10 protein-coding genes are annotated in these 13,772 nt (G+C 68.3%); 5 read left to right on the top strand and 5 right to left on the bottom strand.

Annotated features, from left to right (window positions below; all coding sequences use genetic code 11):
- Positions 1–35: 35 nt before the first annotated feature.
- From JOE41_RS06830 to JOE41_RS20985, 5 genes are all read left to right on the top strand, one after another.
- Positions 36–1,004 carry an NAD(P)-dependent oxidoreductase gene (locus tag JOE41_RS06830; protein WP_011693163.1) on the top strand — a complete coding sequence of 323 codons (969 nt, stop codon included), beginning with the start codon at positions 36–38 and terminating at the stop codon, positions 1,002–1,004.
- Positions 1,001–1,906 (top strand): 5-dehydro-4-deoxyglucarate dehydratase, encoded by a 906-nt coding sequence (locus tag JOE41_RS06825; RefSeq protein WP_209751645.1) that lies wholly within the window; start codon positions 1,001–1,003, stop codon positions 1,904–1,906. The genes JOE41_RS06830 and JOE41_RS06825 overlap by 4 nt, the downstream gene beginning before the upstream one ends.
- Entirely contained in the window at positions 1,906–3,051 is a 1,146-nt protein-coding gene (locus JOE41_RS06820; protein ID WP_011693161.1) for a mandelate racemase/muconate lactonizing enzyme family protein, read from the top strand. The genes JOE41_RS06825 and JOE41_RS06820 overlap by 1 nt, the downstream gene beginning before the upstream one ends.
- Complete coding sequence (locus tag JOE41_RS06815) at positions 3,048–4,517, top strand: aldehyde dehydrogenase (NADP(+)) (protein WP_209751643.1); 1,470 nt, start codon at positions 3,048–3,050, stop codon at positions 4,515–4,517. The genes JOE41_RS06820 and JOE41_RS06815 overlap by 4 nt, the downstream gene beginning before the upstream one ends.
- A gap of 215 nt (positions 4,518–4,732) precedes the next feature.
- Positions 4,733–4,972: a hypothetical protein gene (locus tag JOE41_RS20985; protein WP_232223541.1), complete on the top strand. Its 240-nt coding sequence runs from the start codon at positions 4,733–4,735 to the stop codon at positions 4,970–4,972.
- An 11-nt stretch (positions 4,973–4,983) separates the two neighbouring features.
- On the opposite strand, the gene JOE41_RS06805 is transcribed toward JOE41_RS20985, so the two are convergent.
- From JOE41_RS06805 to JOE41_RS06785, 5 genes are all read right to left on the bottom strand, one after another.
- Positions 4,984–7,335 carry a bifunctional SulP family inorganic anion transporter/carbonic anhydrase gene (locus tag JOE41_RS06805; protein ID WP_209751641.1) on the bottom strand — a complete coding sequence of 784 codons (2,352 nt, stop codon included), beginning with the start codon at positions 7,333–7,335 and terminating at the stop codon, positions 4,984–4,986.
- Positions 7,336–7,731: 396 nt separating this feature from the next.
- A complete protein-coding gene (locus tag JOE41_RS06800; RefSeq protein WP_209751639.1) occupies positions 7,732–8,856 on the bottom strand; it encodes a Xaa-Pro peptidase family protein in 1,125 nt (374 codons plus the stop codon).
- Positions 8,853–10,964 (bottom strand): DUF6807 family protein, encoded by a 2,112-nt coding sequence (locus JOE41_RS06795; RefSeq protein WP_209751637.1) that lies wholly within the window; start codon positions 10,962–10,964, stop codon positions 8,853–8,855. Before JOE41_RS06795 ends, JOE41_RS06800 begins: the two co-directional genes overlap by 4 nt.
- Positions 10,961–12,151 (bottom strand): acetylxylan esterase, encoded by a 1,191-nt coding sequence (locus tag JOE41_RS06790; RefSeq protein ID WP_209751635.1) that lies wholly within the window; start codon positions 12,149–12,151, stop codon positions 10,961–10,963. The genes JOE41_RS06795 and JOE41_RS06790 overlap by 4 nt, the downstream gene beginning before the upstream one ends.
- Positions 12,152–12,233: 82 nt before the next feature.
- Positions 12,234–13,502: an ABC transporter substrate-binding protein gene (locus tag JOE41_RS06785; protein WP_209753569.1), complete on the bottom strand. Its 1,269-nt coding sequence runs from the start codon at positions 13,500–13,502 to the stop codon at positions 12,234–12,236.
- Positions 13,503–13,772 lie beyond the last annotated feature (270 nt).

Here is a 13,772-nt window from a genome sequence, read left to right as displayed (position 1 = left end):
CCTGAGCCCACAGACCGAATAAGGACCCGATCACCATGAGCAGGATTTTTGTCACCGGCGGCTCCGGCCGGCTTGGGCGCAGTGTTGTTGCCGGCCTCGCCGGCGCAGGCCACCACGTCATCTCCGTGGACCGCGACGCTGTTCCCGCCGCCCAGCTGCCCGACGGCGTCGAGCAGCGCACGGCCGACCTCCTGGCGCCGGGGGAAGCGGAACGCCTCCTGCGCGAAACAACGCCCGACGCCGTCGTCCACCTCGCGGCGATCGCCGTGCCGTTCAGCGCGCCGGAAGACGTCATCTTCAGCACCAACACAAGGCTGGCGTACGCCGTCATCAGCGCGGCCACCGAACTGCGTATCGGCAAGATCGTCACGGCAAGCAGCCCCACGGTACTGGGCTATGGCTCGCCCGCGGGCTGGCTGCCGGAGAGCTTCCCGGTGGACGAGCAAACCACGCCGCGGCCCTGGAACGCCTATGCACTGTCCAAACTCATCGCTGAACAGACGGTGCAGATGTTCGCCGCGGCGCAGGGGGATGACATCCGCTATGCGGCCTTCCGGCCCTGCTACGTGATCTCGCCCGAGGAATGGGCGGGCGCGCCCACCCAGCAGGGCCACACCGTCCGTGAACGGCTGGATGATCCCGCGTTGTCCGCGCCCGCGCTCTTCAACTACGTGGATGCGCGGGATGTGGCGGACTTCCTGGACCTGCTGCTCGCCAAGATGGATAGCATCCCCAACGGCCAGACCTTCTTCGTGGGGGCAGCGGATGCGCTGGCCACCGCACCGCTTGCGGAGCTGATGCCCCGGTTCCTGCCCGGCAGCTCGGAGCTTGCCGCGGGACTCACGGGCACCAGCCCGGCGTTCTCGATCACCAAGGCCCGTGAACTGCTCGGCTGGGAACCCAAACGCAACTGGCGGACCGAACTGAAGACTGAAACCACGCTCAACGACGAGACCCCTGCCGTGCTGGTCGCGGCCGGCACAGGATCAAAGGAGACCCCATGAACTTCGACGGCGTACTGTTCTTCCCCGTCACACCCTTCACACCGGAAGGGACTGTTGATGTGGACATCCTCAAGGAACACATCACCTCCCGTCTCCCGCATGGGCCCGGCGGAGTGTTCCCGGCCTGCGGCACCGGCGAGTTCCACGCGCTGAGCATTGACGAGGTGCGCACCGTGGTGACCGCCGCCGTCGAAGCCGTGGCGGGGCAGGTGCCGGTAGTTGCCGGCGCCGGCGGACCGCTGGGCCATGCGCTTGCCTGCGCCCGCGTGGCCGAGGAAGCGGGCGCCGACGCGCTGCTGGTCCTGCCGCCGTACCTTGTGACCGGCCCCACCGACGGTTTGGTGGCGTACATCGAAGCGGTGGCCGCGGCCAGCAGCCTGCCGGTGATCGTCTACCACCGCGGCAACGCCAAATACACGGCAGCCTCCATGGCACGGCTCGCCGCCAACCCCAAGGTGATCGGTTTCAAGGACGGGCTGGGCGACGTCGGCCTGGCCCAGGAGATCGTCAGCGCCGTCAACACCAGCGGCCGCACGGACTTCCTGCTCTTCAACGGCCTGCTCACCGCGGAGCTGACCCAGGGCGTCTACCGCGGCCTGGGCATCCCGCTTTACTCCTCGGCAGCGTTCGCCATGGCCCCGGAGATCGCCAAGGCCTACTACGACGCCTACATCTCCGGCGACGAAGACCGCCGGCACGCGCTGCTGGACGGCTTCTACGCGCCGCTGGTGCGGCTCCGCGACCAGACCCCGGGTTTCGGCGTTTCCCTGATCAAGGCCGGGCTGCGCCTGGGCGGACTGCCGGTCGGACCGGTGCGGGCTCCGCTGGTTGACCCCACCGAGGAACAGCTCGTCCAGCTCAAGTCCATCCTGGCCAAGGGCTACGAGCTGGCCGGACGCTGATGGGATCGCCAGTAGCCGAAGCGCCGGTCGCCGCAGCGGTGCGGACGCTGCCCCGGATCACCGGGCTGTCGAGCCGCCTGCTGACTGTTCCGCTCCTGCGGAGCTGGGGTGCGGAGGCACCGGAAAACCATGTGATTGTCACCGAAGTCCGGACGGACGACGGCGGCACGGGTCACGGGTTTTCATGGACCCCCACCATCGGCCCGCAGGCGGTCAAAGCGCTCCTGGACTTCGACGTCGCGCCTTTCATTACCGGGCTCGAAGCGAACCCCGAGGGTGTGTGGGACCAGCTGTGGAAGCGGCTGCACGAAGCCGGGGGCGGGGGACTGACCACCATCGCCATGGCCGGCGCGGACCTTGCCCTGTGGGACCTGCAGGCGCGCCGCGCCGGAACCTCGGTCACCGGGCTTCTGGGCCAGCGCCAGGACTCCGTGGAGGTGTACGGTTCCGGCGTGAACCTGCACTACTCCATCGGGGAGCTCGTGGCGCAGGTGGAACGCTGGGTGGCTGCCGGGCACAACGCCGTCAAGATCAAGGTGGGCAAGCCGGACATCCGCGAAGACGTGGAACGCGTGGCCGCTGTCCGGAAGGTCCTGGGCCCCCACCGGAAGCTGATGATCGACGCCAACCAGCGCTGGGACCTGCCCGCCACATTCCGCGCCCTGGAGGTGCTGGGGGAATTCGGCCTCGAATGGCTGGAAGAACCCCTCCGGGCTGACGACCTCTGGGCCTACCGCAGGCTGCGCCAACACTCGCCGGTACCCATCGCGCTGGGCGAGAACCTGCACAACATCTACCGCTTCCGCGACTTCATCGAGGCGGGAGCGGTGGACATCATCCAACCCAACATCATCCGTGTCGGCGGCATCACCCCGTTCCGCCGCATCGTGGAACTCGCCCGCACGCACAGCATCAGGGTCATGCCGCACCTGCTGCCGGAACTCTCCGGCCAGCTCGCGCTGACCATGGCAGAGCCCACCCTGGTGGAGGACGTCGAGGACGCCTCCTTCGAACAACTTGGCGTGCTGGACGCGCCCTCACCCGTGCAGGTCGGCAACAGCCGGCTCACACTCACCGGCAGGCCCGGGCTGGGGTTCGTCTTCTCCGGGGCATCCGCCGATCACCAGAACAGGAACTCACTGTGACAACAGCAACCCTCGAACTCACCGCCCTGACCGCCGCCGCCACCCGGGCGGCCAAATCCGCCGCAGCCGCGTCAGACGTCGAACGGGCCGCCTGGTTGAACGCCGTCGCCGATGCGCTGGACGCCAACGTGACGGAACTGGTGGCCCTCGCCGACGAGGAAACCCGGCTGGGCACCGCGCGGCTCACCGGCGAGGTGGCCCGCACCTCCGGGCAGCTGCGGCTTTTCGCCACGGTGATCACCGAAGGCTCCTACCTTGAGGCCGTCATCGACCACGCCGACCCGTCGTCCACTCCGCCAAAGCCTGACCTGCGGCGGTTGCTGAAGCCGCTCGGCCCGGTGGCTGTCTTCTCGGCATCGAACTTCCCGTTCGCGTTCTCGGTGGCAGGCGGCGACACTGCGTCGGCGCTCGCCGTCGGCTGTTCAGTCGTTGTGAAGGCGCACTCCGGCCACCTCAGGCTCTCCGAACGGACAGCGGAAATCGTCACGGATGCGCTGGCTGCAGCCGGTGCTCCCGACGGTCTGTTTGCCCTGGTCAGCGGACGGGACGCCGGCACCGCGCTGGTGCAGGATCCCGCCATCAAGGCCGTGGGCTTCACCGGATCCATTCCCGGCGGCCGGGCGTTGTTCGACCTCGCGGTTGCCCGGCCCGAACCCATTCCGTTCTACGGCGAACTCGGCAGCCTCAACCCCGTGGTGATCACGGCCGAGGCACTGAAGGCCCGTGCAGGCGAGCTGGCAGCAGGCCTGGCAGGTTCCTTCACCCTCGGCGCCGGGCAGTTCTGCACCAAGCCGGGGCTCGTGTTCATCCCGGCCGGAACCGACTTCCCGGCGCTGCTGGCGGAAGCCGCCAAGGACAAGGGCGCGGCTCCGATGCTGACCGAGCGCATCGCCGACGCCTACCCGGACGGACTCCGGGCGGTGGCCGCACTGACGGATGCGTCGGGCCGGCCTGCCGTGCAGGTGGTCAGCGGGTCGGTTGACCAGGACGCAACAGCGAACGGTGCGGCACCGGTGGTCTTCCTGACCTCCGCGGCCAGCGTGCTGGAGCGCCCGGCGGAACTGCTGGAGGAGTGTTTCGGCCCCACCACGCTGTTGATCGAATACTCCGGCCACGATGAGCTGGCCGAGGCGCTGGCCCTGGTGCCCGGCAGCCTGACCGCCACTGTCCACGCGCAGCCGGACCAAGGCGTGTCGGAGCTGGTGGAGCAGCTGTCCGGTCTCGCCGGCCGGGTGCTGTTCGACGGCTGGCCCACCGGTGTTGCAGTGAACTGGGCCCAGCAGCATGGCGGGCCCTACCCGGCCACCACCTCGCTGTTCACCTCGGTGGGGGCGACGGCGGTGCGCCGCTTCCAGCGCCCCGTGGCCTACCAGGACGCTCCCGAAGCCGTGCTGCATCCCGCCCTCCGGGAAGCCAACCCGCTGGGAATCCCGCGGCGTGTGGACGGCGTCCTGGTGCTTCCCTAGGTTCATTAGGTCAGTTCACGGGCAGGCGACACAGGAAGATCACCGTCCGGAAACGTTGCCGCAATCTTGCTGGGGGAAGCTGTTTTCAGGAGTATCGCCAGGGGAGGCACACAGTGGAAGCAAGCGGGAATTCAACCATCCGGACGTCTTCGGACTTGGCGGTCGGGGAAGAAATCGAGGCCTGGCACAAGGGCCGGTTGTTCCACCGGGGGAGCGTGACAGAGACGATTCCTTCCACGGACCTGTTCTGGATCGTGGATTCGCGAACGGGGGCGCGCAAGCTGCTGGACGTGGAGGCGCTGGATATCGTCAGGGTCGAAAAGACGGTTGCGGTTGAAACCGCCCGGGCGGAGCCCGTGACTGCTAAGCCCGCGAGACCTGAGCCGGCCAGGCGGCTCGCCGCTCCGCGCGCCGCCCGGCGGGAACCGCACACCGTGTGGTTCTCCAACGCCTGAAGCAGGCGCGCTTAGCGGCTCTCCCGGGAGGCGTCCAGGTGGCCGATGCCGTCGGGCGTGATCTGCAGGACGCGGGCCGTGGAGATGTCGTAGAACAGCCCTGCGACGTGGACGCGTCCTGAGTCCAGCGGTTCCCGCAATCCCGGGTGGCCCAGGAGCCTGTCCAGCTGGACCGCAACGTTCACCATGGCCAGCTGGTCCACGGCACCGAAACCCGCCTCGGCTGCAGCTGCCTGGACGGGGTGCCCGTCGCGGAAAGCCATCAGGCTTGGCCGGGCGTGGTCGAGCCAGACGTCGATGGCGCCTCGATCGCCCGCGCCGTCCGGGTCCGCCCACAGGGCGGTCATGGCACCGCAGCCCGAATGCCCGCAGACCACAATCGACTCCACCGAGAGTTCGTTGAGGGCAAACTCCAGGGCTGCCTCGATGGAGGCGTCCCGGCCGTCGTCGCCCACCACATTGCCCACGTTCCGCACGGTGAAGAGATCACCCGGGCCGCTGCTGGTGATCAGGTTCGGCACCAGGCGGGAGTCCGAGCAGGCCACGAACAGCGTGCCCGGATCCTGGTACGAGGACAGCTCCTGCACATGGGGACGCATCAGATGGGCGTTCCGCCGGTGGTAGTTGTCCACACCGTCCAGCACCGACCGCAGCGGCCCGGGAACATCGGGCCCTGGAACCCGCGGTCCCGCAACGTTCGGCCCCGCAGCCTCAGTCCCGGAGGCCGCGTGCCCGGTGAGCCGCTGCTGCCAGCTGCGCCAGGGGGCGAAGCCGCTCCGAAGGGCGGAGCGTGAACTGCCGCGGCTCGGCGGGCCGGCCTGTGCGTCGTGGAGCGTGGCCGTGCCGCTTTCCTCAACGACCACCGTGCCGCCGTTGCCCACGTGCCTGTTGCGCCAGGCGTCAAGGGTGTCGTGGACGGGATGGTCCAGGAAGTCCACCTCCAGCTCCACCGTGACGTGCGCCCCGGCCGGAACCGAGGCCAGCACGGCGCTCAGCCGCGGGAGGGAGAGGAAGCTGCATGAGCCGTCGATCACCACCCGCCAGCGCTTCCCGTCGCCGGTGCCTGCCGGTTCAGCGTGGATGCTGGCCCTCGCCACACGCCAGAGAACCAGCGCAACGGCCAGGACCAGGCCGGTCAAAACTCCCACGAGCAGATTGATGAACACCACGCAGAACAGGGTCACACCGTAGACGGTCAGGTCGCCCGTCCGCCGTGCGGTCCTGATGTCGGCCGCCCGGACCAGGCGCGAACCGATCACGATGAGCAGTCCTGCGAGGACAGCCTGCGGAATCAGCTGGATCAGGCCCGCCAGCAGCAGCGAGAAGACCAGCACCCAGACACCGTGGAGGATTGCGGACTTGCGCGTCCGGGCACCGGCCTCAAGGTTGGTGGCGCTCCGGACGATCACGCCGGTCACGGGCAGGCCTCCAAGCATCCCGGAGGTCACATTGGCGGCGCCCTGCCCCAGGAGTTCGCGGTTGAAGTCCGTTCGCCTCCCGTGGTGCATCTTGTCGACGGCCACGGCCGAGAGCAGGGATTCCACACTGGCGATGAGCGCGATGGTCACCACGCCCAGGACAACCGCGGTCCAGTTCCCGTCGGGCAGCTCGGGAAAGGCAAGTGCGCCCAGCAGGGAGCCGTCAAAGGTGATCCGGTCCACGTTGAAGGGCAGGGAGAGGGCGGTGGCCGCGATGACGGCAACAAGGGGCCCGGGAACCCGGCGGACAGCGGGAGGAAGGTGCTTCCAGCCGAGCAGCAGGGCGATAACTACAGCACCAAGGACTGCAGCGGCGATGTCGGCGGCAAGGAAGCTGCCCGGCATGGCCATGATGTTCTCCCAGGCCTCGCTGGCCGACTCGGCGCCGAGCATCACGTGCAGCTGCTGCAGCACAATGGTGATGCCGATGCCCGCGAGCATGGCATGGACCACCACCGGTGCGATGGCCAGCGCGACGCGGCCCACCCGTGCCAGTCCGAGCAGTGCCTGGAGCACGCCGGCTGCCGCGGTGATGGCGCAGGTGACGGGCCAGCCGAACTGTTCAATCAGGCCGGCAACGATGACTGTCAGTCCGGCGGCTGGCCCGCTGACCTGCAGCGGGGAACCACCCAGGCTGCCGGCGACGATCCCGCCCACGGCGGCGGCAATCAGGCCGGCCATCACCGGGGCGCCGGAGGCGGCCGCGATGCCCAGCGACAGCGGGACGGCCACCAGGAACACCACCAGCGACGCCGGCAGGTCCCAGCGGAGCCCGGTGGTCAGGAATTCCCGAAGGCTGCCGGGATCCTTACCAGCGGGGTTCTGGCCTGATGGGGCGGTCTGTTGCGGTGCGGGCGGGTCCGTCTTGGCGGGTGCTGATGGCATTGCAGTCCTTCGCTGGTACGTCGCGGTCCCGTGCCACGCTATTGACGCTCCAGTTCAGCCCGCAAGGGAACCGGTCGTGAGAAAGAACACGCCCGGAATCCTCTCCGGGCCGCGTAATGGAGGCTCAACATTGCCGCAGCGGCGGATTGCGGCGCCACCCGCTTGCCCGCTCCCGGGAGGCACAGGGAGGCCCACCGAACGGGACTCGGTTTTCAAGTCAAATCCAATCGATGGGGCATCAAATCGGCGCCAGGCGCGGAAAAAGTTCCTTGGTTTTTTCTCGAACGGGCCTGCCGGTCTATACCAGTGACTCCGTGTTGCGGCAGCAGTTTGGCACCCGTTCCATCGGGTGCCGGTGCCGTTGCCAGGAAGCGGGCGCCGGCAGCAGGCGGCCGCTCACAGCTCCAGGGTCAGCGGCCGCCGGATGCCGTTAACGACGGCGGCCGGCCAGTTCGGGTCCACGCTGAGGACGGTGATCCCCGTCTCCGTCAGCTGGACCGTGTCTTCGATCTTCACTCCGGGACCGGAAGGATTCCAGGTGAAGGTCTGGTTGAGGACCACGGCATCGTCGGTGCCGGGCGTCGCCCGGGGATCGCGGCCCGCGTAACCGGCCGGGCCGCCCTGATGGTGGAGGGTCCATTGGTCTGCGCCGAAGCCGTGGCGGAGGTAGGCTTCCTGGATTTCAGCGAAGATGCCGTCCAACCGTGCACCGGGCACAGTGGCGTCGAAAATGTCCGCTTCTACTGCGGCAATCCGGGCTTCGGCGTCGAGTTCGCCCGGGGTTCCGGCGTCAAACCGCACCCAGCGGGTCACATTGGCCACCAGTCCGTTGCGCCGCGCGCACACCACCGCCATGGCCCGCCGGCCGATCGGCGCGTGGGTAGGCAGCGGGTGCCGGAACCCGCTGCGTCCGGCGCCGCTGCACAGAAGCACCAGCGGCTCGGCCCCCATCGCCACGATCCGTGCAGCCAGGGCGGAGGCCACAGCGAACTCAGTGGTTTCCGTGGTGGTGCCGGAAAGGACGGCTGTCATCGCTGCAGCGGCGTCGGCGCACAGCCGGGCGTACCGGGCGCTCTCGCCGGGCAGGAACGGCTGGCGGGCGGTCCTCAGCTCGGCGGCCACATCAGCCTCCGCAAGGGGCCTTCCGTCGGGGGCGAGCATGGCTGCGGCGGCGTGCAGCTGCCCGTGCCAGGGCACCGTGTGGAGGTTCACGCCGTCGGGCAGTTCCTCTGCCGCAATCCGGGCGGCTTCGTTGTTGTAGGTGACCAGATGGTCACCGTCACGGTCGACCAGCATGGCGGCGACGGGGTCGCCGGCGAGGCTGATGTGGACGCGGCTCCCGTCCAGGTACCAGGTCAGCGCCGTGTTGGTGGTCAGGAGCAGGGAGTCCCTGCCCGCGGCATCCAGGATGTCCAGGACCCGCCGGCGCTTGACGGCCCGGTCTGCGGGGTTCCACGGTCCCGTGGTGGTGCCGGTGGTCGCCTGCTGTGCCTGCTGTGCCTGTTGGGTAGCGGTGTTCATTTGGATTCCCCCAGAGTGGTGATGAGCTGTTCGATATCGCCGGTGGACAGGAGGCCGTCGGCCACCAGGACGGTGACGGTGCGGTGCACGGGGCTGGCGTGGCTGGCTGTTGCCGGCCGCTCCCACGCCAGGGACAGTCCGACGCCGGGATAGCCCGCCACGCGGACAAACCAAGGATCGCCGGGCTGCTCCGGCTCCGGCCGGGGCAGGAAGACGAGCGTGGCCGGGCCGCCGTCGGGCTCTCCGGTCCGGAAATTTCCGGACCACGCCAGCCACGGCGCCGCAGCGGAGGGGAGGGCGCCGTGGACCGCCTCTTCCCCTTCCGCGGACGCTGTCCACACCCTGGCGCCGTCGACGGCGGGAAGGCGCCAGAAGAAGCCGCCGTACCCGCCCTGCGGCCGGCCGTTCGAGCCCGGGCTGCCCAGCGTGACCGGGGCCGGTCCGGACGGCGTCAGTGTGAAGTCCAGCGTGAGCTGCCACGAGGAGGAGCCGACGGCGGCCCAGATCCACGTACGGCGTTCGCTGAGCAGGGGAGCGCCGGGCCCGGTGGAATCCGCCGGTGCCAGCCAGCTCAGGGTTTCGGTCCGCGAGTCCCCACGGGCGCCGTCTTCCACCGCGAGGGTGGCGATCCGGCCGTGGTCCTTCCGCCAGATGTAGGCCCCGGCGTCGCGGGTGTACGTGCGGCCGCCCCAGAAATTGACACCATTCACGTCCTGGATGGCAACGCCGGCCCCGAGGTGCCACACGTGGTCTTCGGGGAGATGATCGGTCACGACGGTGCCGGCCATCGTGCTGACCGGATGGAGGTAGGGCCGGGGCGATGACGTGGGTGTTACCCGGCTGCCGTCTGCCGGCGTCGCCACCACTGTCCCGTTCACCCTGAATACGGGTTGCTGCCCGGCTGCGGGCAGCTCGCGGGCCCACGGCGCGCCGAGCTCCGCGAAGGTGGCCTGCGCTGCTGCGGCCCGGCGCACCAGCCGGCGGATTCCGCGGACCACGGGGTGGGCATCATCGCCCTCGCCTTCCCAGTCCACATGCGTTGCGCCGATCGCGCGGGGCTGCTCCGCCGTCCGGATGGCTTCCAGTACCTTGATGAAAGCGCCGTTCCCGGCCAGCGGGCTGAGCAGCTGGCTCTCGCCGCCGGGCGCGCGGCGGGCGGCCAGGAGGTTTTCCAGCAGATCGGTGCGGTCGAACGTTTCAGTGCGCTCGCCGTCGGGTGTGGTAACGGTCAGCCGGTCCTCGGTGTAGAAGAAGTCTGCCCGGCCCAGTGTGCCGTGGACAGTGACGGACGGCGCGGTCTGTTCGTCGGCACACAAGGTCAGGGCGCAGAGGAGGACGGCGCCGCCGGCCGTGCGGACCCGGATCACCGAGGTGTCGTCGCTTTCGGTCGCGTGGGCACGGTACAGATCCGTCTCCACGGAAAGGACGTCGTGGGCCAATTCCGCACCGGCGATCTTCAGCCCGGTGGCCACCGCATGCGCAAGGGCATTGGTGGCTACGCCGTCCACCACATCGGTGCCGTCCAGGCTGCGTTTGCCCGCCCAGCGTGATCGCTTGAAATAGCCCTTGGTGCGCACCCACGTACCGACGGCGCTCACGCCGCGGACCTCGCCGATATCACCGGACGCCACCAGGCGGTCCAGCGCCGGCAGGGCGTGGGAGCCCAGGCTCTGGAAGCCGACCTGAACCAGCCGGCCGGCCTCCTGCGCCGCGGCAAGGACGGCGTCGAACTGGGCCAGGGACGCCATGGGCGGCTTCTCCACGTAGACATCGGCCCCGGCGGCGATCGCCGCAAGGGCGAGCGGCGCGTGCGTCTGGATGGGGGTGGCCAGGATGATGACGTCAGGGGCCGGACCGGAGCCCAGCAACTGTTCCAGGTCCGGGAAGACGGCCACAGAGTCCGCGAGCCTCCCGGGCGCAGGGGGAGTGGGGTCCGCTACGGCCACCAGTTCCAGGGCTCCGGCTTCCTGGAGCCGTACGAGGTTGGCCAGGTGCCGCTCACCGAAGCCGTGCACGCCCACCAGGGCGATGCGCGGGCGGGCGGCCGGATCTGCGGAGTCAGCAGCGGTGCGGCTGCCAAAATCCGCGGCGACGGATTGCTGAGTCATGAAGTGGTCCTCAAAGGCTTAGGGGTTGGAAGGTGGAACGGTTCTGAGACCGCTGGGCCCCGGGCGTCCAGGGCTGCCGACAGGAAACTGATCGCTTCCTGCTGCATCCGGGCGGTGAAGACGTGGCCGCCGGGCCAGAAACTTCCCGTGTAGGCGCCCGGGGGATGAAGTGACTCCAGCTTGGTGTGGGCGGCCCGCATGCCCGCCTCGGGGAAGAGCGGGTCCGCCAGCGCGTACTGGACCAGGAAGCTGCCGGCGCCGGACCGGGTGGTCAGTTCCGGCCAGTCACCGAGCTTCCACAGCCCCGGGGTCTGCAGCAACCAGGAATGCGCGTCCAGGTATGCGGGCAGAAGGGATTGGAAGGTGGTCATCATGCAGGTCACCACGTAGGTCCGGATCCGGGGGCTCAGGGCGGCCAAGGTCAGCGACCGGCCGCCGCCGCCGGAAAACCCGATGCAGCCCAGCCGATCCTGGTCGACGTCAGGGAGGCCGGCGAGCACTTCCAATGCGGAGAGGTCGTCGTGCGCCACCATTCCGGCGAGGCTGGTGCCAAGCAGCCCGGCGGCCTTGGCCACCGTATCCTCGTGGAAGCCGGCGGCTGCATTGTAGACGTCCGCTTCGGAGGGCTCGACGCCGTCCTCCCGCCACTGCGCTTTGCGTGAGTCCACGGCGGAGGCTGTCCGCCACGGCGGATCCGCCAGGTCGAAGCGGCGGCTGCCCCAGGCGAACGTGTCATGTGCCAGGACTGCGAAGCCCTGCCGCGCCACGTCTGTTGCCAGCGCCTGCCCGTCATAATGGCCGGCGCGGGCAGCCGCGGCGGAAGGGTGTGTTTGGGGAAGCTCCACGAGCCGGTCCGCCCCACCGAACTTGTTTCCGCCGTGGCAGTGCAGGCCAAGAACGCCCGGCAGGCGCTTGGTGATTCCTGCCGGGCGGACCAGCCAGCCCGTAGTCCGGGGGCCGAATCCCAACTGCCAGCTCAGCTGGGACGTGGTGACGCCGTCGTGCGTGTCCTCCCAGTGGACTTGCAGGTCCTCCGGGACGGAAGGAACCGGCACGCCGAGGGCGTCCGAGAGTTCCTGCGCGCCAGGTCCGGAAGCCTGGTAAGGGGGGTGCTGCCGGACCCAGCCGGGCCAGTCCTCATAACCGGCGATCGCACTGGGCCGGAGCGGCTGGATGGTTTCGTTCACGGGCCTGCCTACTGTTCAGGGAAGGTGCTGTCCTGGCGGACAGACGATGCTCAATGGTGGAGGAGGATACCGGCGAGGATGCTCAGCCCAGGTTCTGGTTGACCTCGGAAATGAAGCCCTTCGCAGCGTCCTGCGGGGAAATCTTCCCGAACAAAACGTCCGTGTTGTAGCGATTCAGCACCTCAAGGGTGGCGGAAGAACCGGCCGGGAACGGCTTGGGCGGGGCCACATTCAGCTCCGCGATCCGGTCCAGGTATGCGGCCTCCTTCTGCTGGCCTTCCTTCAGCAACGGGGTGATACCGGCCTTCAAGTCCGTGTTGGCGGGCATGCCACGGTCGCTCTTGATCTTGGTGGCGGCGTCCATGTTGTTGACCAGGTAGTTGATGAACAGTGCGGCTTCCTTGGACTGCGCGGATTTCGAGGAAATGGCATATTCCATGGAGGAACGCAGCCAGGCTCCGGGCTGCTTGCTTTCACCGGGCATCTTCATCATGACCAGCGGGGAACCGGAATAGGACGTCATCTGGTTGCTCCACGAAATCTTCATGGCCTGTTTGCCTTGGCCCATGAGGGTCAGTTCGGGCTGGGCCGAGCCGTCCTCCACGGTCTGGGAGGCCGACGGGGCGCCGCCGGTGTCCATGAGCTTCTTGTTCAGTTCAAACCAGCGGGTCAGGGTGCCTTCGCTGATTCCCATCTTCTTGCCGTCATCCGTGTAGAGGGCCTCGTTGTTCTGGCGTGCCCAGACGGCCAGGAAGGAATCATTGGCCATGGGCGTGGTGCCGAACGTGCCCGCCGGCGACTTCTTCGCGATCTCCGCGGCAATGTCCACGTAGTCGTCCCAGGTCCAGGTTTCGTCATTGGGCAGCGGCACCCCGGCAGCCTCGAAGACCTGGGGGTCGATGACCATGGACATCGAGTTCACGCCGGCCGTGATGGTGTACTGCTTGCCGTCGATCTTGCCCAGGTCCACCGTTCCCTCGGCGAACTTGGAGGTATCGATCTGGTCTTTGACCTTGTCCAAGTCCAGGAGCACACCGCGGCTGGCGTATTCGCTGGGGTAGGCGCCGCTCATGGCGAACACGTCCGGCGTGGTTCCGCCAGCGATCTGGGTTGCCATCTTGTCCCAGTAGGAGCTGAACTCGGTGTTCTCACCCTGCACCTTGATGGTGGGGTTGGCAGCCTCGAAGTCCTTGATCACTTCCAGGGTGGTCTTGGCGCGGGAGTCATTGCCCCACCATGCGAACCTGATGGTCACCGGGTCCTCCGCCGTTCCCACCTTCCCGGCCTGCGGGCTGTTGCCGCAGCCCGTCAGTACCAACGCCAGCGCAGCCGTGGCGCCGGCAACACCCATTACAGACTTCTTGAGAGCTAACCTCATTGTCCCGCCCCTCAGTTGTTGCTACGGCGGGTGCTGCCGCGCGTAGCAGAAAACGTTTTCTCAAAAACTAACAAAGGGCTATACAGGAGTCAAGAAACCGTTTACTTTGGTACAAAGCCGCTGTTGTTCAGCACCCTCGCAAGGTGCCGGAAGAGGCCGTTGCGGGAGATCCTGCAGGACGGCCGGATCGGCCACAAGGGCGGTGCATACACTGATCGCGCAGACGATCGCCAAGACGTGGAG

This window comes from Arthrobacter sp. PvP103, from assembly GCF_017833075.1.
Lineage (GTDB): Bacteria > Actinomycetota > Actinomycetes > Actinomycetales > Micrococcaceae > Arthrobacter.
This window is presented reverse-complemented; position numbering and strand designations above follow the sequence as displayed.